The sequence below is a fragment of the Paucibacter sp. XJ19-41 genome (assembly GCF_028462495.1).
GTDB lineage: Bacteria > Pseudomonadota > Gammaproteobacteria > Burkholderiales > Burkholderiaceae_C > Roseateles_E.
In genome coordinates, this window is the sequence record NZ_JAQOWX010000036.1 from 16979 (window position 1) to 42619 (window position 25641).

24 protein-coding genes are annotated in these 25641 nt (G+C 67.1%); 6 read left to right on the forward strand and 18 right to left on the reverse strand.

Features of this window, described 5'->3' with window-relative positions:
• Positions 1–2: 2 nt before the first annotated feature.
• The 7 genes from PO768_RS11580 to recA all read right to left on the reverse strand — a co-directional run bounded on the left by PO768_RS11580 (position 3) and on the right by recA (position 6415).
• Positions 3–1058 carry a serine/threonine-protein kinase gene (locus PO768_RS11580; protein WP_272646186.1) on the reverse strand — a complete coding sequence of 352 codons (1056 nt, stop codon included), beginning with the start codon at positions 1056–1058 and terminating at the stop codon, positions 3–5.
• 12 nt (positions 1059–1070) lie between these two features.
• Positions 1071–1793 (reverse strand): TerC family protein, encoded by a 723-nt coding sequence (locus tag PO768_RS11585; RefSeq protein ID WP_442953217.1) that lies wholly within the window; start codon positions 1791–1793, stop codon positions 1071–1073.
• 219 nt (positions 1794–2012) lie between these two features.
• Positions 2013–2906: a succinate--CoA ligase subunit alpha gene (gene sucD / locus PO768_RS11590; RefSeq protein ID WP_137945437.1), complete on the reverse strand. Its 894-nt coding sequence runs from the start codon at positions 2904–2906 to the stop codon at positions 2013–2015.
• 20 nt (positions 2907–2926) lie between these two features.
• Positions 2927–4087, reverse strand: coding sequence for an ADP-forming succinate--CoA ligase subunit beta (gene sucC / locus PO768_RS11595; RefSeq protein ID WP_137945436.1), 1161 nt, complete (start codon positions 4085–4087; stop codon positions 2927–2929).
• A gap of 23 nt (positions 4088–4110) precedes the next feature.
• Positions 4111–4713: a DUF2889 domain-containing protein gene (locus PO768_RS11600; RefSeq protein WP_272646187.1), complete on the reverse strand. Its 603-nt coding sequence runs from the start codon at positions 4711–4713 to the stop codon at positions 4111–4113.
• A gap of 123 nt (positions 4714–4836) precedes the next feature.
• A complete protein-coding gene (recX, locus tag PO768_RS11605) occupies positions 4837–5319 on the reverse strand; it encodes a recombination regulator RecX (RefSeq protein WP_272646188.1) in 483 nt (160 codons plus the stop codon).
• Positions 5320–5368: 49 nt separating this feature from the next.
• A complete protein-coding gene (recA, locus tag PO768_RS11610) occupies positions 5369–6415 on the reverse strand; it encodes a recombinase RecA (protein WP_137945433.1) in 1047 nt (348 codons plus the stop codon).
• A 135-nt stretch (positions 6416–6550) separates the two neighbouring features.
• Between recA and PO768_RS11615 the strand changes: the two genes are divergently transcribed.
• Both PO768_RS11615 and PO768_RS11620 read left to right on the forward strand, forming a co-directional pair.
• The gene (locus PO768_RS11615; protein ID WP_137945432.1) at positions 6551–7222 is read left to right on the forward strand and encodes a response regulator; all 672 of its coding nucleotides are present in this window, start codon (positions 6551–6553) and stop codon (positions 7220–7222) included.
• 14 nt (positions 7223–7236) lie between these two features.
• Positions 7237–8742: a sensor histidine kinase gene (locus PO768_RS11620; protein ID WP_272646189.1), complete on the forward strand. Its 1506-nt coding sequence runs from the start codon at positions 7237–7239 to the stop codon at positions 8740–8742.
• On the opposite strand, the gene rodA is transcribed toward PO768_RS11620, so the two are convergent.
• The 5 genes from rodA to PO768_RS11645 form a co-directional block, all read right to left on the reverse strand.
• Positions 8729–9883 (reverse strand): rod shape-determining protein RodA, encoded by a 1155-nt coding sequence (rodA, locus tag PO768_RS11625; RefSeq protein WP_272646190.1) that lies wholly within the window; start codon positions 9881–9883, stop codon positions 8729–8731. The two genes, PO768_RS11620 and rodA, sit on opposite strands and share 14 nt — an antisense overlap.
• Positions 9880–11904: a penicillin-binding protein 2 gene (mrdA, locus tag PO768_RS11630; RefSeq protein WP_137945429.1), complete on the reverse strand. Its 2025-nt coding sequence runs from the start codon at positions 11902–11904 to the stop codon at positions 9880–9882. The genes rodA and mrdA overlap by 4 nt, the downstream gene beginning before the upstream one ends.
• Positions 11904–12425 (reverse strand): rod shape-determining protein MreD, encoded by a 522-nt coding sequence (gene mreD, locus PO768_RS11635; RefSeq protein ID WP_137945428.1) that lies wholly within the window; start codon positions 12423–12425, stop codon positions 11904–11906. The genes mrdA and mreD overlap by 1 nt, the downstream gene beginning before the upstream one ends.
• Positions 12422–13366 carry a rod shape-determining protein MreC gene (mreC, locus tag PO768_RS11640; RefSeq protein WP_272646191.1) on the reverse strand — a complete coding sequence of 315 codons (945 nt, stop codon included), beginning with the start codon at positions 13364–13366 and terminating at the stop codon, positions 12422–12424. The genes mreD and mreC overlap by 4 nt, the downstream gene beginning before the upstream one ends.
• A gap of 77 nt (positions 13367–13443) precedes the next feature.
• Entirely contained in the window at positions 13444–14487 is a 1044-nt protein-coding gene (locus tag PO768_RS11645) for a rod shape-determining protein (RefSeq protein WP_137945426.1), read from the reverse strand.
• A gap of 295 nt (positions 14488–14782) precedes the next feature.
• Between PO768_RS11645 and gatC the strand changes: the two genes are divergently transcribed.
• Genes gatC through gatB form a run of 3 tightly spaced genes read left to right on the forward strand, consistent with a single transcriptional unit; the run spans position 14783 to position 18010 of the window.
• Entirely contained in the window at positions 14783–15082 is a 300-nt protein-coding gene (gene gatC, locus PO768_RS11650) for an Asp-tRNA(Asn)/Glu-tRNA(Gln) amidotransferase subunit GatC (RefSeq protein WP_137945425.1), read from the forward strand.
• On the forward strand, positions 15079–16566 hold the full coding sequence (gene gatA / locus PO768_RS11655; protein WP_272646192.1) for an Asp-tRNA(Asn)/Glu-tRNA(Gln) amidotransferase subunit GatA: 1488 nt from the start codon (positions 15079–15081) through the stop codon (positions 16564–16566). Before gatC ends, gatA begins: the two co-directional genes overlap by 4 nt.
• Position 16567: 1 nt before the next feature.
• Positions 16568–18010 carry an Asp-tRNA(Asn)/Glu-tRNA(Gln) amidotransferase subunit GatB gene (gene gatB / locus PO768_RS11660; protein ID WP_272646193.1) on the forward strand — a complete coding sequence of 481 codons (1443 nt, stop codon included), beginning with the start codon at positions 16568–16570 and terminating at the stop codon, positions 18008–18010.
• A gap of 80 nt (positions 18011–18090) precedes the next feature.
• On the opposite strand, the gene PO768_RS11665 is transcribed toward gatB, so the two are convergent.
• The 3 genes from PO768_RS11665 to PO768_RS11675 form a co-directional block, all read right to left on the reverse strand.
• Positions 18091–18744, reverse strand: coding sequence for a hypothetical protein (locus tag PO768_RS11665; RefSeq protein ID WP_272646194.1), 654 nt, complete (start codon positions 18742–18744; stop codon positions 18091–18093).
• On the reverse strand, positions 18744–19424 hold the full coding sequence (gene pyrE, locus PO768_RS11670; protein ID WP_272646195.1) for an orotate phosphoribosyltransferase: 681 nt from the start codon (positions 19422–19424) through the stop codon (positions 18744–18746). Before pyrE ends, PO768_RS11665 begins: the two co-directional genes overlap by 1 nt.
• 94 nt (positions 19425–19518) lie before the next feature.
• Complete coding sequence (locus PO768_RS11675) at positions 19519–21735, reverse strand: TonB-dependent receptor (protein WP_272646196.1); 2217 nt, start codon at positions 21733–21735, stop codon at positions 19519–19521.
• 194 nt (positions 21736–21929) lie between these two features.
• On the opposite strand from PO768_RS11675, the gene PO768_RS11680 reads away from it, so the two are divergent.
• On the forward strand, positions 21930–22730 hold the full coding sequence (locus PO768_RS11680; protein ID WP_272646197.1) for an exodeoxyribonuclease III: 801 nt from the start codon (positions 21930–21932) through the stop codon (positions 22728–22730).
• Between the two features lie 89 nt (positions 22731–22819).
• Here PO768_RS11680 and PO768_RS11685 read toward each other — a convergent pair whose 3' ends face one another.
• From PO768_RS11685 to PO768_RS11695, 3 genes are all read right to left on the reverse strand, one after another.
• Positions 22820–23653 carry a class I SAM-dependent methyltransferase gene (locus PO768_RS11685; RefSeq protein ID WP_272646198.1) on the reverse strand — a complete coding sequence of 278 codons (834 nt, stop codon included), beginning with the start codon at positions 23651–23653 and terminating at the stop codon, positions 22820–22822.
• A gap of 41 nt (positions 23654–23694) precedes the next feature.
• Positions 23695–24300 carry a vanadium-dependent haloperoxidase gene (locus tag PO768_RS11690; protein WP_272646199.1) on the reverse strand — a complete coding sequence of 202 codons (606 nt, stop codon included), beginning with the start codon at positions 24298–24300 and terminating at the stop codon, positions 23695–23697.
• Positions 24301–25032: 732 nt separating this feature from the next.
• The coding region (locus PO768_RS11695) for a class I SAM-dependent methyltransferase (RefSeq protein ID WP_272646200.1) at positions 25033–25641 on the reverse strand (609 nt) is incomplete at its 5' end.

A 25641-nucleotide genomic window follows, 5' to 3' on the forward strand; every position in this document is an offset into this window, starting at 1 on the left:
GGTCAGGGATTTTGCCCCGGTTCCTGGGGGTTCAGACGCAATGTTTGCGCGAACGGGTCGGCGGCCGTGAAATCCTCGCGGCCCGGCGGGCCTGCCGGATCGGCCGCCGGCAACTGGGCCAGCACCGTCTCCAGGTCCTGGGCGAACAGCTCGCCGCTACGGTAACGCAGCTCGGGGCGCTTCTCCAGCGCCAGCGCCAGCACCAGCGCCAGCGCTTCGGGCAGCTCGGGCCGGTGGTGGCGCACATCCGGCGGCGCCTGGTTGGCGATCTGGTACATCAGCTGGGCCATCGAGTCCGACTGATGCGGCAGCTGGCCGGTCAGCAGCTGATAGAGCAGCGCGCCCAGCGAATAGAGGTCGCTGCGCCCATCGACCTGCAACCCCGCGAGCTGTTCGGGCGACATGAAGGAGGGGGTGCCCAGCACCAGGCCGGTGCGGGTGCGGCTGCCATCGGCAATGCGGGCAATGCCGAAATCCATGATCTTCAGCGTGCCGCTGCTGCGGTCCAGCATCACATTGGAGGGTTTGATGTCGCGGTGCACTACGCCTTGGCTGTGCGCGAAGGCCAGCGCGCGGGCCAGCCTTATGGCCAGCGCCAGTACCTCGCGCACCGGCAGCAGCGCGCCCGCACGGGTGAAATGACTCAGATCCTGACCCTGCACATACTCCATCGCAATCCAGGCGTCATGGCCGGTCGGGCCGGCGTCGAGCACCTGCAGGATGTCGGGGTGGGCCAGATGGCCGGCGGCGCGGGCCTCGCGCATGAAGCGCTGGCGCACATCGATCAGGTCCTCGGCCGCGAATTCCCGCTGCAACGCCAGCCGCTTGATGGCCACCTGGCGGCCGCTGGCTCGCTCGGTGGCCAGGTGCACGACGGCCATCGCACCGCGGCCTAGCTCGGGGCCGATCTCATAGCTGTCGAGGCTGGCGCCGCTGTCGGTCTGGAAATGCTGGGGCTGGGTGCTAGGCAGCGTGCTGGGCCCGGTGACAGGGTCGCCCGGGCTGCCCGGCTTGGCCTTGCGGCCCAGCATGCGCTTCCAGAAGCCGGGCGCTGCCATCGTGCCTGTGCCTCAGGCGGCCTTGCTGCGCATGGCCATGGCCTTGCCGAACAGCAAGACCAGCAGCGCACCGGCCACGCCGCAGCCGTAATACAGCGCCGGCAGCACCTCGGTCGAGCCGGGCTTGTCGCCGGCCTGGGTCGGCACCCAGCTGGCCAGCGCCGGGTCGCCCACCATCATCGTGCCGGCAATCCAACCCAGCAGCATCGCGCCCAAGGTGATGACCATCGGGAAGCGGTCCATCAGCTTGATCACCAGCTGGCTGCCCCAGACGATGATGGGAATGGAGACCAGCAGGCCGAAGATCACCAGCGGCATCTGGTGGTCGCCACCCGCGCCTTCGGCGGCGCCGGCGATCGCGATCACATTGTCCAGGCTCATCACGAAGTCGGCCACGATGACGGTCTTGACGGCCGCCCACAGCTTGTCGCTGGCCTGGATATTGGCATGCTCATCGTCATGCTCGGGCATCAGCAGCTTCATGCCGATCCACAGCAGCAGGATGCCACCGACCAGCTTCAGGAAAGGCAGCTTCAGCAGCGTCAGCGCGAAGAAGATCAGCACGACGCGCAGCACGATGGCGCCGGCCGTGCCCCACAGAATGCCTTTGCGACGCTGCGCGTCGGGCAGCTTGCGGCAGGCCAGCGCGATCACCACCGCGTTGTCGCCGCCCAGCAGGATGTCGATCATGATGATCTGGCCGACGGCGAGCCAGAACTCGGGACTGGAGAGCATGTCCAGGGGTATTTGCTTTGTTGGGTGTTCTGCGGCCGGCACAGAAACAGTGAACGACTATAACGAGGCCGGCCGGATCGCTGCCGGAAAACGAAAAAGGGGCTGTCGCCCCTTTTTCTCAGTCCGGCCGCTCGGGCTGCTGCTGAATTGTGCGATGCCGCGCCCCCCTGGCTCGATGCGTGAAATTACGCATTTGCGAGGGCGGCCGTGGCGTCGGCCTTACAGCAGTGCCTTGAGCAGCTTGGCCATTTCCGACGGGTTGCGCGTGATCGTGAAGCCCGACTCTTCCATGATGGCGAGCTTGGCATCGGCCGTGTCAGCGCCGCCGGAGATCAGCGCGCCGGCGTGGCCCATGCGCTTGCCCGGAGGGGCGGTGACGCCGGCGATGAAGCCGACCACCGGCTTCTTCATGTTCAGCTTGCACCAGCGGGCGGCTTCGGCCTCGTCCGGGCCGCCGATTTCGCCGATCATGATGACGGCGTCGGTGTCCGGATCGTCGTTGAAGGCCTTCATCACATCGATGTGCTTCAGGCCATTGATCGGGTCGCCACCAATGCCGACGGCCGACGATTGGCCCAGGCCGATCTCGGTCAGTTGCGCCACGGCTTCATAGGTCAGCGTGCCCGAACGGGACACGACGCCGATGCGGCCCTTGCGGTGGATGTGACCCGGCATGATGCCGATCTTGATTTCTTCGGGCGTGATCAGGCCGGGGCAGTTGGGGCCCAGCAGCAGGGTGCGCTTGCCACCGGCGGCTTCCTTGGCCTTCATCTTGTTGCGCACTTCCAGCATGTCCTTGACGGGGATACCTTCGGTGATGCAGATCGCCAGGTCCAGGTCGGCTTCGACGGCTTCCCAGATCGCGGCAGCGGCGCCGGCGGGCGGCACATAGATCACCGACACGGTGGCGCCGGTCTGGCCGGCGGCTTCCTTGACGGTGGCGTAGATTGGGATGTCCGAGAACTTCTCGCCGGCCTTCTTCGGGTTCACACCGGCGACGAAGGCGTTTTTGCCGTTGGCATAGGCCTGGCAGCCCAGGGTGTGGAACTGACCGGTCTTGCCCGTGATGCCCTGGGTGATGACCTTGGTGTCTTTGTTGATGTAGATCGACATGATTTCTTTCCTAAAGGGCTTTAAGCGACGGCGGCGACGATCTTCGTCGCGGCTTCGGCCATCGAATCGGCGGCGATGATGGGCAGGCCGGATTCGGCCAGCATCTTCTTGCCCAGCTCTTCATTGGTGCCCTTCATGCGCACAACCAGCGGCACGGACAGATTCACGGCCTTGCAGGCGGTGATCACGCCTTCGGCGATGGTGTCGCACTTCATGATGCCGCCGAAGATGTTCACGAGGATGCCCTTCACCTCGGGGTTCTTCAGCATGATCTTGAAGGCTTCGGTGACCTTCTCGGCCGTGGCGCCACCGCCGACGTCCAGGAAGTTGGCCGGCTCGCCGCCGAACAGCTTGATGGTGTCCATCGTGGCCATGGCCAGACCGGCGCCGTTCACCAGGCAGCCGATATTGCCGTCCAGCGAGATGTAAGCCAGGTCGAACTTCGAAGCTTCGACTTCGGCCGGGTCCTCTTCATCCAGATCGCGGTAGGCGACGATCTCGGGGTGGCGGAACAGCGCGTTGGCGTCGAAGTTGAACTTGGCGTCCAGCGCGATCAGGTTGCCCTTGGAGTCGCAGTTCAGCGGGTTGATCTCCACCAGCGACGCGTCGGTGTCCATATAGCACTTGTAGAGCTTGGCGAACAGGTCGACGGCCTGGTCCACCGAAGCGCCGGTCAGGCCAATGGCTGCGGCGATCTTGCGCGACTGGGCTTCGGTCAGGCCGGTCAGCGGGTCGATCATCTCGGTGATGATCTTCTCGGGCGTGGCGTGAGCCACTTCCTCGATGTCCATGCCGCCTTCGCTGGAGGCGATGAAGGCAACCTTCTGCGTGCCGCGGTCGGTGACCAGCGAGACATACAGCTCATTCTTGATGTCGGCGCCGTCTTCGATATAGAGGCGGCGGACCTTCTGGCCTTCCGGACCGGTCTGGTGCGTGATCAGCTGCATGCCCAGGATCTGCTCGGCCAGGCTCTTCACATCGTCCAGCGAGCGGCCCAGCTTGACACCGCCACCCTTGCCACGGCCACCGGCGTGAATCTGCGCCTTCACGACCCAGACCGGGCCGCCCAGCTTCTGTGCGGCTTCCACCGCTTCTTGCACCGTGAAGGCCGGGATGCCACGCGGCACCGGCACACCGAACTGGCGCAGGATTTCCTTGCCCTGGTACTCGTGAATCTTCATAGGGGTCTCGCTTCTTGGAAAAGTCAGGATGAGGAAGCCGCAGGCAACGTGGCGGCGCCGGCAGCAGAGGCTGCCTGGCCGTCGCGATACCAGCGAGGGTAATGGGTGCGCACGACCGCGCCGTCGCGGCGCAGGGCATGGCATTTGTCGAGCTGGAATGGCGGCTGGCCCGAGCTGTCGCCCTCGCGGGTGTCGATCACGAGGCCGGCAAAGGCCTGGATCACCGCAGTCGGCAGGATCTGGCACAGCTCGGTCAGATGGGTGCAGCCCCGGGTGCCGGCCAGGCGTTCCTTGACGCCGAGCCGGAATCCTTTCAGCAGATTCAGGCCGACTAGGCGCGCATAGGCATCGTCATGCTGGTCGCAAGCGCCGGGGTAAGGCATCCAGCGCGTCTGCGAGCCGGCCTCGTGGATCGTCAACTCGGTGTCGACGACCAGTTGCAGCAGCATGTCATGGATGGGCTCGCCGGCATGGCGGGTGCCGCCGGCCATCGGGACATCGCGTGTCTTGGTGTCGCTCAGCGTGGCCTCGACCTCGTAGAGCCCGTCGTCGCGCGCATAGACCTGCACATCGAGAGCTCGACGGTGCAGCAGACGGCGCGCAGTGGAGGGGTTGAGCAAGGACATGGGGCGCTGGACAAACACGGACGCACAAAAACAGGCCCGCAGGCCCTTATTGTGGCTGCGAGCAGGCTTTGCACAGTCCGGCAATGTAGCATGCTGCGCCGCCGCAAGCCTGTCGCGAAGCTGTCAGCCGGTCTGTGACGCACGCAAAACCTGCCGCACGACATCGGCCGAAAAGCCCCGCGCCAGCAGAAAACGGGTCTGCTTGGCCCGGCCGTTGGCGTCCTCGGCCGGGCTGCCGAACTTGCGCTGCCAGATCGCCTGCGCGCGCTCGAATTCACTGTCCTTCAGCCGTGCCTGGCTGTCGGCGCTCAGGCTCAGCCCGTGCTGGGCCAACTCCTGCTGGATGCGCAGATGGCCGTAGCGCTGGGCGCGGGCATGGATGCGTGACTCGACGAAGCGTTCCTCGCTGAGATAGCCCTGGGCCTGCAGCCAGACCAGCAATTCATCGACATCGGTCTCGATCTCTGCCGCTTCTACAGCCTCGGCGCCGGCCGCGTCGCGCTGCGCCCGCGCGATGCGCAGCAGCTTGCGGCGCAACTCGCTGCGGCTGTGCTCACGCTGCGCCAGCAACGTGATGGCCCGCATCTTCAGTGACAGGGGCTTCATGGCAAGCCGGCGTCAGGTGCCCAACTCGGCACAGCCCGACGAAGAAGCATCAAGCCTTGTCAGCCGGCCCGTCCACCGTCAACAGCGGCACGCCTAGCGATTCGCGCACCTTGTTCTCGATCTCGCGGCCGATATCGGGGTTCTCGCGCAGGAATTCGCGCGCGTTGTCCTTGCCCTGGCCGATCTTCTCGCCGTTGTAGGCGTACCAGGCGCCGGCCTTGTCGACCACCTTGGCGACCACGCCCATGTCGATGATTTCGCCCTCGCGGCTGATACCCTCGCCATAGAGGATGTCGAACTCGGCGGTCTTGAACGGGGGGGCCACCTTGTTCTTGACGACTTTGACCTTGGTTTCGGAGCCGATCACTTCCTCGCCCTTCTTGATCGAGCCGATGCGGCGGATGTCCAGGCGCACCGAGGCATAGAACTTCAGGGCATTGCCGCCGGTGGTGGTCTCGGGGCTGCCGAACATCACGCCGATCTTCATGCGGATCTGGTTGATGAAGATGACCATGCAGTTGGTCTTCTTGATCGTCGCGGTCAGCTTGCGCAGCGCCTGGCTCATCAGCCGGGCCTGCAGGCCGGGCAGCGAGTCGCCCATCTCGCCTTCCAGCTCGGCCTTGGGCGTCAGCGCGGCGACCGAGTCGACCACGATCAGGTCCACGGAACCGGAGCGCACCAGCGCATCGACGATTTCCAGCGCCTGCTCACCGGTGTCCGGCTGGCTGATCAGCAGTTCCTGCAGATTGACGCCCAGCTTCTGTGCGTACTGGATGTCCAGCGCGTGCTCGGCGTCGATGAAGGCGCAGACGCCGCTGAGCTTTTGCATCTCGGCAATCACCTGCAGGGTCAGCGTCGTCTTGCCCGAGGATTCCGGGCCATAGATCTCGACCACCCGGCCGCGCGGCAGGCCACCGACGCCCAGCGCGATGTCCAGGCCCAGCGAGCCGGTCGACACCACCTGGATGTCCTCGATCACCTCGCCCTCGCCCAGGCGCATGATGGAGCCCTTGCCGAACTGCTTCTCGATCTGGGACAGGGCGGCTTGCAGGGCCTTGGCTTTTTCGGTGTTGATGGCTTTGACGGGGGCGTCCATGTTTTTCTCCTGTTGAGGCTGCGCGCATTATGGCGCAATCTGTATATTCGTACAGTAGTTTAGGGGCTGGCTGCTGACATGCAATGTCAGCAGGCCGGGCGTCCCTAGAATGCTCGTAAAGACTGGGGACAAAGCATGCGCATCCTGATTGCGGAAGACGACCAAGTGCTGGCCGATGGTTTGCTGCGCTCCTTGCGCGCCTCCGGCTATGCGGTGGACCAGGTCGGCTCGGGCACCGAGGCCGATGCGGCGTTGGCCTCGCACGAGTTCGATCTGGTGATTCTGGATCTGGGCCTGCCCAAGCTGCATGGGCTGGAGGTGCTGCGTAAGCTGCGCGGGCGCGGTGCATCGATGCCGGTGCTGATACTGACGGCGGCCGACAGTGTCGAGCAGCGCGTCAAGGGCCTGGATCTGGGCGCCGACGATTACATGGCCAAGCCCTTCTCGCTGCAGGAACTCGAGGCTAGGGTGCGGGCACTGACACGGCGCGGCCTGGGCACCGCCTCCAGCATCATCAAGCACGGGCCGCTCAGCTTCGACGCGACCGGCCGGGTTGCCTATATCAATGAGCAGATGATCGAGCTGTCGGCGCGCGAGCTGAGCCTGCTGGAGGTGCTACTGCAGCGCGCCGGCCGCCTGGTCAGCAAGGACCAGTTGGTCGAGCGTCTGTGCGAATGGGGCGAAGAGGTCAGCAATAACGCGATCGAGGTCTATATCCACCGCCTGCGCAAGAAGATCGAGCAGGGGCCGATCCGCATCGCCACGGTGCGCGGCCTCGGCTACTGTCTCGAAAAAATTCCTGGCTGACGCCAGCAGCGTGAATGGCCGGAGACACCGAACAACGCTCGCTGTTCGGCGAGATCCTCGATTGGATGCTCGCCCCGCTGCTGGTGATCTGGCCGATCAGTGTCGCGTTGACCTGGCTGGTGGCGCAGGGCATTGCCAACCGGCCTTACGACCGCGAGCTCGGCGAGATGGCGCGCAATCTGGGCCTGCAGGCGGCCTCGGAGACGCCGCGCGCCGGCAGCAGCGCGCGCTCCCGCTACGCGCTGTCGCCGGAGGCCGCCGCGCTGCTGCGGGCCGACGAGGCCGACACGGTCTACTACCAGGTGCTGGGTCTGCGCGGCGAGTTCCTCAGCGGCGATCGCCAGCTGCCGGTGCCGGCCGCCGACGATCCCATCGTGCCTTGGGAGCTGCATTTCCGCGACGACGAGGTCGGCAGCGACACGGTGCGGGTCGCCTATCTATGGGTGGCGCCCGAGGGCCAGGCCGGCTCGACCCAGACCATGCTGGTCCAGGTGGCCGAGACCCTGGGCAAGCGGGCGCGCCTGACCAACGAGATCATCAAGGGCGTGATACTGCCGCAGTTCGTGATACTGCCGCTGGCGGTGCTGCTGGTGTGGCTGGCGCTGGCGCGCGGCATCGCACCGCTGAACGATCTGCAGCGCCGTATCCGCTCGCGCGAGAGTTCGGACCTGAGCCCGATCGACGAACGCCGCATCCCCGACGAGGTCGCACCGCTGGTGCGCGCGATCAATGATTTGTTGGGCCGGCTCGACCAGTCGATCAGCGCGCAGAAGCACTTCCTGGCCGATGCCGCCCATCAGCTGAAGACGCCGCTGGCCGGCCTGCGCACCCAGGCCGAGTTCGCGCAGCGCGAGATCGACGAGGGTCGCAGCGAGCCGGCCGAGCTGCGCCGCTCGCTGCAGCAGATCGCCCTGTCCAGCCAGCGTGCCGCCCATATGGTCAACCAGCTGCTCGCGATGGCCCGTGCCGAGGACAAGGAGCATGCGGCGCGGCGCAGCGAGGTCAATCTGTCCGAGCTGGCGATGGAGACGGTGCGCGACTTCGTGCCGCGCGCGATGGACAAGCGCATCGACCTCGGCTTCGAGGGGCCGGACGACGAGCACAGCGCGCTGCGCATCAACGGCCATCCGCTGCTGATCCGCGAGCTGATCCGCAATCTGGTCGACAACGCCCTGCTCTACACACCGCCGCATGGCACGGTGACGGTGCGCGTCGTCGAAGACCCGTTCGGCCAGGTCACGGTGCTGCAGGTCGAGGACTCGGGGCCGGGCATTGCGGAGTCGGAGCGCGAGCAGGTGTTCCAGCCCTTCTACCGGGCCTTGGGCACCAATGTCGACGGCTCGGGGCTGGGCCTGGCCATCGTGCGTGAAATCGTCCAGCAGCATGAGGCCGAGATCACGCTGGACGAAACCCGCGAGCTGCGATCCGGCCAGGCGCAGGAGGACGGCCAAGGGCCCGGCGCACGCTTCACCGTGCGTTTCGCGGCCCATCCGGGCCGCGACGCGCTCAGCGGGACATGAAGCGCCGGCTCTTCGCGATCGACATCAGGATGCCCAGGCTCAGGCCCAGCATCACCATCGCCGTGCCGCCATAGCTGATGAAGGGCAGCGGCACGCCGACCACCGGCAGGATGCCGCTGACCATGCCCATATTGACGAACACGTAAGTGAAGAAGCTCAGCGTGATGGCGCCGGCCATCAGGCGGCCGAACGGGTTGGCCGCCTCGGCCGCGATCATCAGCCCGCGCACGATCAGCGCGGCAAATCCCAGAAGCAGGCCCAGGGCGCCGACCAGGCCGAACTCCTCGCCATAGGCGGCGAAGATGAAGTCGGTGGTGCGCTCGGGGATGAACTCCAGATGGGTTTGCGTGCCCTTCATGAAGCCCTTGCCGGTCAACCCGCCCGAGCCGAGCGCGATCTCGCCCTGGAGGATGTGGAAGCCCTTGCCGAGCGGGTCCTTGTGCGGATCGAGCAGGGTGCAGACCCGGTTCTTCTGATACTCGCGCAGCACCGGCCACTCGACATCGGGCTGACAGATCTGGTCCTCGCTGAGCACCAGGGCTGTGATCGCGATCGCGCCGGCGGCGACGGCCGGCAGGATGATGCGCCAGCTGAAGCCGGCGAAGAACAGCACATAAAAGCCCGCCGCGAACACCAGGATCGAGGTGCCCAAATCGGGCTGGCGCGCCACCAGGCCCACCGGCACGGCCAGCATCAGCAGCGCGATGACGAAGTCGGCCGTGCGCAGCTGACCCTCGCGCCGCTGGAACCACCAGGCCAGCATCAGCGGTGTGGCGATCTTCAGCAGCTCCGAGGGCTGGATCACGATGCCGATATTGAGCCAGCGCGTCGCACCCTTCTTGCTGATGCCGAACAGCGCCGTTGCCACCAGCAGCGCGATGCCCACGGTGTACAGCGGGATCGCCAGCGCCATCAGCCGCTGCGGCGGCACCTGGGCGACGACGAACATGATGGCCGCCGCCAGCGCCATATTGCGGGCATGGTCGACGAAGCGAGTGCCATGGTCGAAGCCGGCCGAGTACATGCACATCAGGCCCAGGCCGGCGAGCCAGGCCAGTATCAGCAGCAGCGGTCCGTCAAAGCCGCTGACCCAGGGCCGCAGGCGGCTGAGCAGCGAGGGCTTGTTGAAGACATGGCTCATCGGCGGACTCCCGAGGCGGCTGATGTGGCGGCTGAAGCAGCGGCGGATGCCGCCGGCACGGGCGCCGCCGCCTGACCCGGCAGCGGCACGGCAGCGATGGGGCGCGGCGTGCCGACCGGCGCCTTGGTCAGGCCTTGCTGGGTCAGCGCAATATCTTCCTCGCTGGGGTAGACGCCTTGCAGCAGGAAGTCGAAGACGCGGCGCGCAATCGGCGCGGCGGCGGTCGACCCCCAGCCGGCATTCTCGACGATCAGCGCCAGCGCGACGGTCGGGGACTCGACCGGCGCGAAGGCGACATAGAGCGAGTGGTCGCGCTTGCGCTCATCGGCCTTGATGCTGCTGTATTTTTCGCCGGCGCGCAGGCCCACGGCCTGGGCCGTGCCGGTCTTGCCGCCGCTGGTATAGGGCGCACCCATGAAGACGGCGCGCGAGGTTCCTTCCATCGTCACGCCATGCATCGCATTGCGTATCACCTCGGCATCGGCGGGCTTGAGCGGCAGCGGCTCCAGCGCGTCGCTGGCGACGCGGCGCTGCTCATGCTTGACCACGTCCTCGATCTCGCGCACCAGGCGCGGCTTGTAGCGCTGGCCGCTGGTGGCCACGGTGGCATAGGCAGTGGCCAGTTGCAGCATCGTGAAGCTGTTGTAGCCCTGGCCGATGCCCAGCGAGATGGTCTCGCCGGGGAACCACTTCTGGTTGGCCGGGCTGCGGGCGAAATAGCGCTTCTTCCAGGCCTGCGAAGGCAGCACGCCCGTCACCTCGCCCTGCAGGTCGATCTCGGTCTTGCGCCCCAGGCCGAAGGGTTCGAGCTCGTCGTGGATCAGATCCACGCCCATCTCGTTGGCCAGGCTGTAGAAGTAGACATTGCTGGAGCCGACGATGGCCAGCCGCATGTCCTTGGGGCCGGGCCGGTCCGCCTCCGGGCTGCCGAAGGTGCGGCCGCCGAAGCTGTAGACCAGGTTGTCCATCACGATGGTGCCGGGCGCGCGCTTGCCGCTGGTCAGCGCCGCCATCGCCATCAGCGGCTTGAAGGTCGAGCCGGGCGGATAGGTGCCGCGCAGCGCGCGGTTCAACAGCGGCTTGTCGATGTTGTCGTTGAGCTCGCGCCAGCTGTCGGCATCGATGCCGTCGACGAACAGATTCGGGTCGAAGGTCGGCTTGGAGACGAAGGCCAGCACCTCGCCATTGCGCGGATCGATCGCCACCAGCGCGCCACGCCGGTCCTTGTAAAGCTCCTCGACCAGGGCTTGCAGCCGGATGTCGATCGACAGCATCAGCGTGTTGCCCGGCGTCGGCGGCTTGTGGGCCAGGCGCCGCACCGCGCGGCCGCCGGCGCTGGTCTCCAGCTGCTCGAAGCCGGTGATGCCATGCAGCTCGCGTTCGTAGGCCTGCTCCAGGCCCAGCTTGCCGATGTATTCGGTGCCGCGGTAGTTGGCGATGTCTTCCTCGTCCCAGTCGTCCATGGCCTTTTTCTCGGCCTGGTTGATGCGGCCGATATAGCCGATCAGATGGCTGCCGACCTCGCCCATCGGATAGCTGCGGAACAGCCGGGCCTTGATCTCGACGCCCGGGAAGCGAAAGCGCTGGGCGGTGAAGCGGGCGACCTCCTCGTCCGTCAGCTTGGTGCGTATCGGCAGCGAGTCGAAGTGCTTGCTCTCCTCCAGCAAGCGCTTGAAGCGGCGGCGGTCGCGCGTCTGGATCTCGATCACCTCGGACAGGGCATCGATGGTCTTGTCCAGATCGCCGGCCTTAGACGGCATGATCTCCAGCGTGTAGGCCGAGTAGTTGCTGGCCAGCACGATGCCGTTGCGGTCCTTGATCAGGCCGCGGTTGGGCACGATGGGCACGATGGCGGTGCGGTTGCTCTCGGCCTGCTCGGCCAGCTCGTCATGCTGCAGCACCTGCAGCCAGACCAGGCGCGCCACCAGCAGGCCGAAGCAGAACAGCACGAAGGCCACCGCCGCCAGCACGCGCAGCCGGAACTGCGACTGCTCCTGCTCGGAATTCTTCAGCAGCATCATCACAGGGGCCGGTTGGCGTCTCGATCCGGGGCGCGGCGTTGCGGCGCCAGCAGCAGCACCGTGGCGATGGGCCACAGCAAGGCCTCGAACAGCGGCGCCAGCAGCAGCGGCCAGCCCGGCCACATGCCGCCGACCATCAACCGCACCGCCAGCGATACCGCGTGGGCCAGCACGAACAGCGGCAGGATGTGCAGGGCCTGCACCGGCAGGCTGAACCACAGCAGGCGCCGGTGCAGCGCGATCGCGCCAAAGCTCAGCACGCTATAGGACAGCGCATGCTGACCCAGCAGCGCGCCATGCTGGACATCGACCAGCAGACCGAACACAAAGGCCCAGCCGACCCCGACCCGGCGCGGCTGGTGCACATTCCAGAACACCAGCACCAGGGCCAGCACATCGGGCATCGCGCTCTGGCGCCCGACCGGCACCATGTCCACCACCAGGGCCAGCAGCAGGCTCAGCGCGATGAAGAGGGGGTTGGCCGGCAGCAGCAGCTGGCCGGAGCCGCGCGGCATGATCATGGTCGACCTCCGCTGGCCTTGCCGCCGGCGCGTGCCGGGGCCGATGCTGCGGCGGCCGAGGCCGCGACGGCCTCGCTGCGGGCATGCTCAAGTTCGGCCAGCGCGCCCAGCACCAGCACATGGCGGACGTTGTCGAGCTGGGCCACCGGGCGCAGGCTGACGCGGGCAAAGCTGCTGTCGCCGCGCCGCTCGATGGCGCTGATGCGGGCCACCGGCAGGCCGGGCGGATAGACGCCGTCCAGGCCCGAGGTGGTCAGCAGATCGTCCTGCTTGATGTCGGCGTTGGTGGCCATGAAGCGCAGCTCCATGCCCAGGCCGTCGGTGCCGCCAAAAGCCGCGCCGCGCTGCTGGCTGCGGGTGTTGAGCACGGGGATCGCGGCGTCCTTGTCATTGAGCAGCGTGACCTCGGCCGACAGCAGATAGACCCGCGTCACCTGGCCCAGCACGCCGGCATCGTTGATGACCGGCGCGCCGGCGCGCACGCCCTGCTGGCTGCCGCGGTCGATCACCACCTTGCGCGAGTAGGGATCGCTCGCCTCGTACAGGACCTCGGCGGCAATGGTCGGCACCTGCAGCGCCGGACGCAGCGCCAGCAGTGCGCGCAGGCTCTGGTTCTCGGCCTGTAGCTGCTCGGCGCGCGACAGGCGCTCGGCCTGCTGCACCAGCTGGCGCCGCGCCTGGTCCTCGGCGGCCATCGCGCGCTCGGTGCCGCGCAGATAGTCGCCCAGTTGCTCCCAGGCATCGACCGGCGCCAGCAGCGCCCGCTGTACCGGGTGCAGCACCAGGGCCAGTGCGGCGCGCGCCGGCGTCGCGAGCTTGAAGCGGGCATCGGCCACCATCAGGAAGATGGCCAGCGCCGCGCACAGCAGCAGCTTGGTCAGGGCCGAGGGGCCCTGGCGGAAAAACGGGGGTGGCGTGCGATCCAGGGTGCCCAGTGGCATGGCTCAGGCGGGGGGCGAGATGTGCAAAAGCCGGCCCCGCGTGAAGCGTGCCGGCTCGGAGCGCTTCATGGAGGCGCTTACTCCGAAGTGAAGATCGAGCCCAGGCGCTCCATGCGTTCCAGCGCCATGCCGCAACCGCGCACCACGCAGGTCAGCGGATCCTCGGCCACCAGCACCGGCAGGCCGGTCTCCTCGGCCAGCAACCGGTCCAGGTCGCGCAGCAGCGCGCCACCGCCGGTCAGCATCATGCCGCGCTCGGCGATGTCGGCGCCCAGCTCGGGCGGGGTCTGCTCCAGCGCGTTCTTCACCGCACTGACGATCTGATTCAGCGGGTCGGTCAGCGCTTCCAGGATCTCGTTGCTCGAGATCGTGAAGCTGCGCGGCACGCCCTCGCTGAGGTTGCGGCCCTTGACTTCCATCTCCTTGACCTCGGAGCCGGGGAAGGCCGAGCCGATGTTCTTCTTGATGGCCTCGGCGGTGGGCTCGCCGATCAGCATGCCGTAGTTGCGGCGGATGTAGTTGATGATGGCCTCGTCGAACTTGTCGCCGCCGACGCGGACCGAGCCCTTGTAGACCATGCCGCCCAGCGAGATCACGCCGACCTCTGTGGTGCCGCCGCCGATGTCGACCACCATCGAGCCGGAAGCCTCGGAGACCGGCAGGCCGGCACCGATCGCGGCGGCCATCGGCTCTTCGATCAGGTAGACCTCGGAGGCGCCGGCGCCCAGCGCGGACTCACGGATCGCGCGGCGCTCGACCTGGGTCGAGCCGCAGGGCACGCAGATGATGATCCTCGGGCTCGGCTTGAGCATCTTCGAGTCGTGCACCATCTTGATGAACTGCTTGAGCATCTGCTCGGTGACGGTGAAGTCGGCGATCACGCCGTCTTTCATCGGGCGGATCGCCTCGATATTGCCGGGCACCTTGCCCAGCATGGCCTTGGCCTCGCGGCCGACGGCCTGGATGGTCTTCTTGCCGTTCGGGCCGCCTTCGTGGCGGATGGCGACCACCGAGGGCTCATCCAGCACGATGCCCTTGCCGCGCACGTAGATGAGGGTGTTGGCGGTGCCGAGGTCGATGGCGAGGTCGGTGGAGAAGTAGCGACGCAGGGAAGCGAACATGGTGTGTGTGGAGCGCCAGTCAGGGCATCTGAGCCTGTGGGTGAGATCGACCTGGAGCTGGCTTGGGGCTGAGCGGTTCTGAAAACGGTGCAGCCGGATTGAGGGCTGCGCGGATTTGTTCGCACCATATGCAACGAGGCCGCTTGAACCTTGCGGCCATGCAGCCCCGTAACCATGGAGATAAGCGGAGATAATACCCGATCACCTCTGGGTTTCCTGCCCTGGCAGACCCGAGGGGACCTCAGTTTCTGACACTTACGGACCTGGTTTTTCCCGGCCCCAAACCGTTTACCCCATGGCCCTGACCCCACAAGACGTGAGCCGCATCGCCCATCTGGCGCGGCTGGAGCTGCAAGGCGGCGAACCCGAGGCGCTGCTGACTCAGCTCAATGGCTTCTTCACCATCGTCGAGCAGATGAGCGCGGTCGACACCAGCGGCGTCGAGCCGCTGTACACGCCGCTGTCCGCCGTGCAGGAGGTGGCTTTGCGCCTGCGCGAGGACGCGGTCACCGAGAGCAATCAGCGCGAGCTCAATCAGCGCAGCGCGCCGGCGGTCGAAGACGGTCTGTTCCTGGTTCCCAAGGTCATCGAATGAATATGCTGCACACCCTGGGCGTCGCCGAAATCGGCCGGGCCCTTGCTGACAAGACGGTTTCCAGCCTCGAAATCACGCAACACCTTCTTGCACGTGTTACCTCCGCCGAGGCGCTGGGCGCCTTTCTGCATGTCGATGCCGAGGGCGCGCTGGCCAGCGCCCGTGCTGCCGATGCGCGCCGTGCTGCCGGCGAGAGCCAAGCGCTGCTGGGCGTGCCGCTGGCGCACAAGGACATCTTCGTCACCCGCGACATGCCCACGACCGCCGGCTCCAAGATGCTGGTCGGCTACCGCAGCCCTTTTGACGCCACCGTCATCGCCAAGCTGAACGCGGCCGGCACGGTCTCGCTGGGCAAGCTCAACTGCGACGAGTTCGCGATGGGCTCGGCCAACGAGAACTCGGCTTTCAAGCCGGTAGCCAACCCCTGGGATGTCGGCCGGGTGCCGGGCGGCTCCTCGGGCGGCTCGGCCGCCGCGGTGGCGGCCCGCCTGGTGCCGGCCACCACCGGCACCGACACCGGCGGATCGATCCGCCAGCCGGCCAGCTTTACCGGCATCACCGGCATCAAGCCGACCTATGGCGTGTGTTCGCGCTACGGCATGATCGCCTTCGCCTCCAGCCTGGACCAGGCCGGCCCGATGGCGCGCTCGGCCGAAGACTGCGCCCTGCTGCTGTCGGTGATGAGCGGCTTCGACGAGCGCGATGCCACCAGCATCGAGCAGCCGCCGCAGGACTTCCATGCCCAGATGCTGGCGGCCCGCGAGGGCGCCACGGCGGCCCAGCCGCTGAAGGGTCTGCGCATCGGCCTGCCGCGCGAGTTCTTCCCGGCCGCGCTGAGCGGCGATGTCGAGCGGGCGGTGCGCGCCGGTCTGGCCGAGCTGGAAAAGCTCGGCGCCACGCTGGTCGACGTCAGCCTGCCACGCACCGAGCTGGCGATTCCGGTCTACTACATCATCGCGCCGGCCGAGGCCAGCTCGAACCTCTCCCGCTTCGACGGCGTCAAGTTCGGCCACCGCGCCGCGAAGTACGACGACCTGCTGGACATGTACAAGAAGACCCGCGCTGAGGGCTTCGGTGCCGAGGTCAAGCGCCGCATCATGATCGGCTCCTATGTGCTCAGCCACGGCTACTACGACGCCTACTACCTGCAGGCGCAGAAGCTGCGCCGCATGATTGCCGACGACTTCCAGCGCTGCTTCACGCAGTGCGATCTGATCGCCGGCCCGGTGGCGCCGACGGTCGCGTGGAAGCATGGCGAAGGCTCGGATGATCCGGTCAAGGCCTCTCTGGCAGACATCGTCACCCTGCCCGGCTCGCTGGCCGGCCTGCCCGGCATGAGCGTGCCGGTAGGCCTGGGCGAGGGCGGTATGCCGGTGGGCCTGCAGCTGCTGGGCAACTACTTCAAGGAGGGTCAGCTCTTGCATGCGGCCCATGCCTTGCAGCAGGCGACCGACTGGCACCAACAAGCCCCGGCAGGAATCTGACATGACGAGCAAACTCATCCGCGGCTACGAAGTCGTGATCGGCCTGGAGAACCACGTCCAGCTGTCCACCCAATCGAAGATCTTCAGCGGCTCCTCGACCGCCTTCGGCGCCGAGCCCAATACCCAGGCCTCGCCGGTGGACCTGGCCCTGCCCGGCACCTTGCCGGTCCTGAACCGCGGTGCGGTCGAGCGAGCGATCCGGCTGGGCCTGGCCGTGGGCGCGAAGATCGCGCCGCTGTCTATCTTCGCGCGCAAGAACTACTTCTACCCCGACCTGCCCAAGGGCTACCAGATCAGCCAGTACGAGATTCCGGTCGTGCAGGGCGGCAAGCTGGAGTTCTTCGTCGGCGAGCAGAAGAAGGTCGTCAACCTGACCCGTGCCCACCTCGAAGAGGACGCGGGCAAGAGCTTGCACGAGGACTATCACGGCCAGAGCGGTATTGACCTGAATCGCGCCGGCACGCCGCTGCTGGAGATCGTCTCCGAGCCCGATATGCGCTCCGGCGCCGAGGCCTGCGAGTACGCCAAGACCTTGCATGCGCTGGTGATGTGGCTGGGCATCTGCGACGGCAATATGCAGGAGGGCTCGTTCCGCTGCGACGTCAACGTCTCGGTGCGCAAGCCCGGCGAGCCCTATGGCACGCGCCGCGAGATCAAGAACCTGAACAGCTTCCGCAATCTGCTGCAGGCGGTCGACTACGAGGTGAACTGGCAGATCGACGAGATCGAGGACGGCCGCGAGATCCAGCAAGCCACCGTGCTGTTCAACCCCGACACTGGCGAGACCCGGGCGATGCGCAGCAAGGAAGACGCGGCCGACTACCGCTACTTCCCCGATCCCGACCTGCCGCCGCTGGTGATTGCGCCGGAATGGGTGGAGCGGGTGCGCGGCGAGCTGCCCGAGCTGCCGGCCGTGATGGCCGCACGCTTCCAGGATACCGACGGCCTGCCCGCGTATGACGCCAGCCTGATGACGGCCAGCCTCGCGACCGCGCGTTTCTACGAAGCCGCCCGTGACATCTGCAAGGCGCCCAAGCTGGTGGCCAACTGGCTGCAGGGCGAGATCGCGCGCCGCCTCAATGCCGAGGAGCGCGAGATCGACAGCAGCCCGGTGAGTGCCGCGACCCTGGGCGCGCTGATCCTGCGCATCCAGGACGGCACGATCTCCAACAACTCGGCCAAGCAGGTGTTCGAGGAGCTGTGGTCCAAGGGCGGCGAGGTCGACGCCATCATCGAAGCCAAGGACCTCAAGCAGTCCAATGACACCGGTGAGCTGGAGCGCATCCTCGATGAGGTGCTGGCTGCCAACCAGAAATCGGTGGAGGAGTTCCGCGCCGGCAAGGACAAGGCCTTCAATGCCCTGGTCGGCCAGGCCATGAAGGCCACCAAGGGCAAGGCCAATCCGACGGCGGTCAACGAGCTGCTGAAGAAGAAACTGAGCTAGGACCGAGTCCGGTCCCTGCGGACCGGGCGACGCCTAGCGAAGGCCAGGGCATGTCCCGCATGCCTTGGCTCGGGGGCTGATCAGTCCAGGCTGCCGGGGGGCGCCCCGGCCCAGAGCTTCTTCAGCCGCGCCAGCTCAGCGTCGAAGTTCTTGTTGACGCGCACCAGCTCGGCCTTCTGGTTCTCGATCAGCACGCGCTGCGCCTCGGCCGAGGCGTCGTTGGCGTCGAGTTGCTGCTTGAGCTTGGCCGGCAAGGGCCGACCCTTGTAGAACTCGGCCTCGTCCTGCAGCGGCTTGCGCTCGGTGGCCAGGTCCTTGATGCGGTTCTCGGACAGGCGCATGCCCTTCATGACATCGTCCAGCGCGGCCTCGCGGGCATGCTGATGGGCCTCGGCGCTGCGGTAGCGCGTCATCAGATTGCGGTCGCGCCGCACCGCGTCGGCCTGGGCCGCGCGTTCGGCCGCCAGACGACGCTCGCGCGCCTCATAGGCGGCCCGCTCCTCGGGCGACATCGCCGGCGGCACGATGGCACGCAGCGAGCCATCGGTGTTCAGGATGCGCTGCTCGCGGTTGTTGCACTCGGCGATCAGCCGATCCGAGGTCAGGCGTCGGCCATCGGCCGTGGTGCAGCTGTAGATGGCCCCGATCGATGCCGGTTTGGCCTGCGCCCAGACCATGCCGGCCTCGGCCAGCAGCAGCAGCAGGACGGCAGGGGCAGGGCTGGAAGCTCGCATCAGACTCCGTATCGGTCTCGGTAGGCTTGCACCGCCGCCGAGTGGCCCGAGGCCACCGTGTCGCTGGTGCTGCGCAGATACTGCAGCAAGTCCGCCAGCCCGGCAATCGAGATCACCGGCAGTTGCAATTGCTCAGACACATACTGCACGGCCGACCAGCTCATGTCGACGCCGTTCTCGGCGGCCTTCTCCTGGCGGTCCAGCGCGATCGTGACGCCGCAGGGCGTGGCGCCGGCGGCCTCGATCATCGCGATCGACTCGCGCACCGAGGTGCCGGCCGAGATCACGTCGTCGATGATCAAGACCCGACCCCGCACCGGCGCGCCCACCAGCGTGCCGCCCTCGCCATGGTCCTTGGCTTCCTTGCGGTTGTAGGCGAAAGGCTTGTTGTGGCCCAGCCGTGCCAGCTCCATCGAAACGGCGGCGGCCAGCGTGATGCCCTTGTAGGCCGGGCCGAAGATCATGTCGAAAGCCAAGCCCGAGGCGATCAGGCGCTGGGCGTAAAAGCTGGCCAGCCGGCCCAGCTTGGCGCCGTCGTCGAACAGACCGGCGTTGAAGAAATAGGGGCTCAGTCGCCCGGCCTTGGTCTTGAACTCGCCGAAGCGCAGCACACCGGCCTCGACGGCAAAGGCAACGAAATCCTGGGCCAGGGCATCGGTGGGGGCGGCAGCGGTGGTCATCGGCAGGCTCTTGAAGAATTCGCCCGCATTGTAGGGGCGTAAAAAAGCCCGGCCGCCTCGCGGCGACCGGGCTCGATCGAGCAGCGCTCAGGGCTTAGAACAGGGCCTTGAACTGCAGGCCGTAGGTGCGCGGGTCGTTGATGAAGCCGGTCAGGTTGTTGAAGTCGATGGCGCCGTTGACCACCACCTTGTCGGTGATGTTGCGCACAAAACCGGCCACCTCGTACTTGCCGTTGTCCCAGATGTAGCCGACGCGCAGGCCGCCCTCGGTCAGCGGCTTGCCGGTGAACTCGACCGACTTGTAGAGGAAGAAGTTGACCTTGGAACGGTAGGCCCAGTCGGTGTAGACGTAGAACTCATTGCCGGCTGCGGTCGGCATGCTGTAGCGGGCGGTCAGGTTGGCGATCCACTTCGGCGCGTTCGGCAGCGGGTTGTTATAGATGCTGTAGTTGCCGTTGGCATCCGGCGTGCCGATCATGGTCGCGCCGCTGCCGGCCTGGGGCATGGTCAGGCTACGGTCCTTGATCTTGGTGTCGTTGTAGCTGGTGCTCAGCGTCAGCAGCAGGTTGTCGGTGGGCAGCAACTCCAGGTTCAGCTCGAAGCCGCGACCTTCGCCCTTGCTGGCATTGAGCAGGGTGTTGGTGTTGTTGGTGCCGCCGACGGCGGTCAGCTGCTGGTCTTTGACCTCATAGCTGAACAGCGTGGCAGACAGGCGGGCGCGGCGCTGCCAGAACTCGCTCTTGGCGCCCAGCTCGTACGAGGTCACAGTCTCCGGACGTGCCTTGCTCTGCGGGCCGAAACCGCTGGCCGGATAGATCGACGCGGCGCGGAAGCCGGTGGCGACGCGCGCATAGACATTGGTCTCGGGCGTCAGCGTGTAGGTGCCGGACAGATCCCAGTTGACCTTGCTGTCGTTGGTGCTAGCGCTGGTGCCGGCCGAGGCGTTGACCGTGCCGGTGGTGGCCAGGGTCTTCTTGTCCTTGGTGTAGCGCAGGCCGCCGCGCAGGTTCAGATCGGGGCTGACGCGGTAGTTGACCGAGCCGAACAAGGCCCAGGCCTTGTTGGTCTGACGCGTGCTGACCAGCGCGTCGGCCGGCGCCGCCAGGTAGTCGACGCTCTCCATCGTGTAGCGCTCGTCGAACAGATAGACACCGCCCTGCCAGCGCAGCGGGCCGCTGCCATTGGACTCGAGCCGGAACTCCTGGCTCAGCTGGCGGTGGTCCTTCAGTGCGTCCGAGGTTTCCGAGCTCCAGACCACATGGCCCCCGCCATTTACGGGGGGCGGCTGGACGAAGTTGTTGAGGTAGCCGGCGTCGACGTCGGCGCGGCTGAAGGGCTGGACCGCCTCGATGCCCGTGATCGAGTGCAGCGTGAAGCCATCCAGGGCCCACTTGATGCGGGCGCTGCCGCCAGTGGCGTGCAGGCGTTGCTCGTTCTTGCCGTCGAAATAGGCCTTGGCCGGATCAAAGCCGTCGGCCAGGTCGTTGGTGCCGGGCTTGATGACGCTGGAGCGGACCAGGCGCGGGCTGCCGTCGAGCTCGCGGTTGTGCACGTTGAACAGCGCGCTGAAACCCTGGTTGGGTTCATACAGGGCTTGCAGGCGGACCGCGCGGTCGTTGTAGCCCTCGGTCTTCTTGGTGGCACCGGTGGCAACCTGGTTGCTCACCCAGTCGTCGCGGCGCTGCACCTGGGCCGACACCCGGGCCGACCAGTCGCCGCCCAGTTGCACATTGGCGGCGCCCTCGACGGTCGCGCTGCCATGGGTGCCGTAGGAGGCGCTGAAATAGCCGTCCTGCTTCTTCGACGGGCGCACCGAGTCGAACTTGACTACGCCGGCCGGTGTGTTGCGACCGAACAGCGTGCCCTGCGGGCCGGCGATCACTTCGACCGCCTTCATATCGAAGACCGGGAAACCCTTCAGGATCGGGTTCTCCTGCACCACATCGTCATAGATCAGCGAGACCGGCTGCGAGGCATTGAGACGGAAATCGGTATTGCCATAGCCGCGGAGGTAAAAGCGCGGGAAGGCGCGGCCGAAGGACGATTCGATGTTCAGGCTGGGCACGCGACCCGACAGGAAGCGCACGTCCTGGCCGCCCGAGGCCAGCACATCGAGCTTTTCGCCGCTGACGCTGGAGACGGCGGTCGGCACATCCTTGATGTTCTCGACCCGGCGCTCGGCCGTGATCGTGACGGTTTCGAGCTGGGTTTTTTCCTGGGCCAGGGCCTGGCTGGCGGGCCAGGCGGCCAGGGCCAGCGCGACCGCGAGGGCGGTCGGCGCAGGGCGGGCTTGTGCGGGGTGTTGCAACATCGGGTGGTACTCCAAGGGGGAAAGGAATGCTGGCTGCAGGCGGCTGGCGCCTGGAGGGACCAAGCCGGGGAATCTAGCAAGTTGGGTGCCAGGATTTACTGGAAAACCCTAGGCTGTGACGGTTTTGTTGCCAAAACACCGCAGAAAGCGCCTGCGCTACAGTGGCCATCCCTTCCTCCTACCGACCGCCATCCATGCGCCTGATCACCGCCAATCTCAATGGCATCCGCTCCGCTGCCACCAAGGGATTTTTCGACTGGTTGCCGCAGCAGAACGCCGATCTGCTGGGCGTGCAGGAGGTCAAGGCCCAGCACGAGCATGTGGATCAGGTCTTCTGCAGCTCGGGCGACCGGAAGGGCCATTTCCACTACGCGCAGAAGAAGGGCTATTCGGGCGTCGGCCTGTACAGCCGCATCGAGCCCAGCGACATCATCAAGGGCTTCGGCGTGCCGGAGTTCGATGACGAGGGCCGCTGGGTCGAGATGCGCTTCGACAAGCCCGGCCGCAAGCTCAGCATCATCAGCTGCTATTTCCCCAGCGGCTCCAGCGGCCCTGAGCGTCAGGAGGCCAAGTACCGCTTCCTCGCGGCGATGTACCCCTACCTGATGGCCTTGAAGGCCGAGCGTGAGTTCATCCTGGTGGCCGATGTGAACATCGCCCACAAGCCCGCCGACCTGAAGAACTGGAAGGGCAATCTGAAGAACAGCGGCTTCCTGCCCGAGGAGCGCGCCTGGCTGGACCAGCTCTTCGGCAGCGGGCCGGACCAGGGCGGCCTGATCGATGTCTACCGCCAGCTGCATCCCGACACCACCGACGAGTGCTACACATGGTGGAGCAACCGCGGCCAGGCCTATGCGAAGAACGTGGGCTGGCGCCTGGACTACCACTTCGCGACCCCGAAGCTGGCCGCCTTGGCCAAGCAGGCGGCGATCTACAAGGCCCAGAAGTTCAGCGACCATGCGCCGCTGACGATCGATTACGACTTCAAGCTCTGAGCGCGCGGCACCCCCAAATCAATCGGCGCCGGGGCGCTGGCAAGCCGGCCAGGCCAGTCCTGGCCAGGGCACGACTTGGGTGACCGGCCTCAGTTCCGCACGACCTCCACCTCCAGGAACTCCGACTCCACCTGCGTGGATCCGTCGACCGCGCGGTTGCTGGCGGCCCAGAGCTGCTCCAGATCGGCGCGCAGGGCGGCCTGGCCGGCGCCGTCCAGCGCGGCATGTGCGCGGTTGGTCGGGCCATAGTAGGTGATGAAGAACTCCACCACATCGGCCGGGCCGAAGGGGTAGCGCATCGCGTAGTTGCGCCTGGTGATGATGATGTGCGCAGCCCCGTGGCCCAGCCGGTCGCGCACCGTGGCCTCGTCGCCCCAGGCCAGCGGAGACGCCATCAGCGGCGAGGGCGGTACATGCCGGCCGATCACCTTGAACATCTGGCCCACATGCCCCTGCGGGGTCCAGTTGCCCATCACGATGCGCCCGCCCGGGCGGCATACGCGCAGCAGCTCGGCGGCCACGCAGTCGGGGCGTGGCGCAAACATCGCCCCGAACAGGCTGCTCACCACATCGAAGCTGGCGTCCGCGTAGGGCAGCGCCTCGGCATCGCCCTCGTCGAAGTGTGCCGTCGTCAGCCCCTCTTCGGTCGCCCGCTCGCGGGCGCGCAGGATCGAGTTGGTGGCGATGTCCACGCCGGTGGCGGCGATGCCTGCGCGCGCCGCCGGAATGACGATCTGTCCGGCGCCGCAGGCCACGTCGAGCAGGCGCTGGTCCGGTTGCAGGTTCAGGCGCGCCAGGAAGGCCAGCGCATCGGGTTCGAGGAACTTGGCGAAATGTCCATAGTCGCCGGCCATCCAGGTCGTCTTGAGCTTCTGCTTCAGGGCCTGCATCTCGGGGGGCATGGTGTTGTCGGTGCTGCTCATGGTGGGGTACTCCAGGTGAAATGGGAGGGTGCCGCGACGGCCTAGCGGCCCAGCGGCTGCAGATACATCGCGACCGTGCGCTGGCCGATCCGCCGGCCGAGCGCCAGCCCGTCCTCGCAGGCCGAGCGGAAGTGGATGCCGGCATAGATGCGCGAGTCCGCGCTCTCGCGGGCCGCCTGCGACAGGCTGGTGAAGGTGCGCCTGATGTTCGGGAATGGTGGGCCGCTGCTGATCGTGAAGCCGACCTGGTCGGTGCCGATGACGCCGGCCAGCGCCACCGCCGCCGCGCCGCTGAACAGGCTCTGCGTCGACGGATAGTCCGACACCGCCGGCGTGTTCTGCTGGCTGTTCCAGGCTGGATCGGCCACGGTCGCCTCGTTGCCATCGTCGGCCGCCTCGCGGATTGCGGTCACCGGGCGCCAGAAGTCGTAGACATAGCGGATCTTGAAGCCGGCGATATAGGTGTCGGCCATGGCCAGCGAGGTCACGGCCAGCGCGCGCGCGCTGTCCCAGGCATCGAGGCCGCGTGCCTCGGCAACGGCGCGAGCCACCCGATACCAGGCTCCCGGGCCCTCGAACCAGAAACGGGAGATCTCGGTCTGCTCGGGTGTGCGGGCACTGCTCAGCTGGCCGCCCAGCGTCTTCACCTCGTTGAACTCCTGCGCGTACTGCGCGCTGGTCAGCGCGGGGGGGGCCTGGCAGCCAGTATTTCGAGGTCGACAGCAGCGTGAACGGCGTCACATGGCCCCAGCCGGGCAGCATGGAGGCCGCGAAGCCGGGCGCCAGCTTGGGATCCTTGATCGGCGGGTTCGGCGGCTCCGGGTTGGGGTGCGGCCGCCAGCGCCCCGGCCCGCTGGCCGGCGTGTAGGCGGCGGGCCTGGTCGCGCCATCGTCCTTGCGCAGCGCCAGCATCGCTTCGCCGGCGGCCTGGCCGATCGCCACGCCAGCCTGCTTGGCCGGCCCGTCGGCGAGCGCGGCCAGGGCAAGGCGATACGCATCCTCCACCTGGGCCAGCGCCTCGGCGCGCTGCGGCGGCGCGCCGAAGGCCGGGATCACCGACAGCAGCACGGTGCGGGTGGCGGCGGCCACCGCCGCTTCGGCGGCGGCGCCTGGGGCCGCCACGCCCTCGAAGTAGTAGGGGGCATGGCGCGGCTTGATACCGTTGAGCGCATCGTGCACGGCGCCCTGCACCATCGCCACGCTGCGGGTCTGCTGTATCGGATTCTGGCCGCCGACGGCGATGACCTTGACGGTCGTCTCGTTCCACTTCAGCACCTCGTTGGCGCTGGCGGGCTGGGCATGCGAGGCGAGGGCCGTCAGGAGCGCCACCGTGGCGAGCAGGGGTCGGCGCCGGCGCTTGTCGGTGTTCATCGTCTTCATCATCTTTCGCTCCTGATGTCGGATGTGCGGGAATCGGCCCGCACGCCGCTTGCGACCACAAAGCTGCCCGGCAGGCGATAGCCCGCGCCATCGCACCAGCGGGCGATCGAAGCCAGGTATTCCGCCTGCACGGCTTCGCGCGTGCGGCGCTCGAAGCGGGCATAGGCCAGGGCCACCGGACCGCCCGCCAGGACGGCGTCGCAGGCCGAGCGGGCCCCGGCATAGCGGAGCCAGGCATCGATGCGGCGGCTGCACACGGCGGCGAAGCCGGTCCGCCGCAGCGCCTGCGTCAGGGCCGTGCCGGTGCCCAGGCGGAAAAACAGCGGGCACACCTCGGAGCGGACCCGCCGGTCGACGATCGGAAAGACCTTGGCCCAGGCGCAATCGCCTCGCTCGCCCCAGACCGACACCAGCAGCCGCCCACCCGGCCGCAGGCAGCGCGCCATCGCGGCCAGCGCGCGCTCGGGATCCGGCATGTACATCAGGCCCAGGCCGCACAGCAGCACGTCGAAGCCGCCCTCGCCCAACTCCCGGTCCAGCGCCTGCGCGTCCGCCCGCAGCCAGCGCGGCGGCGCCAGGCCCGCCTCTGCCACGCGCTGCGCCGCCGC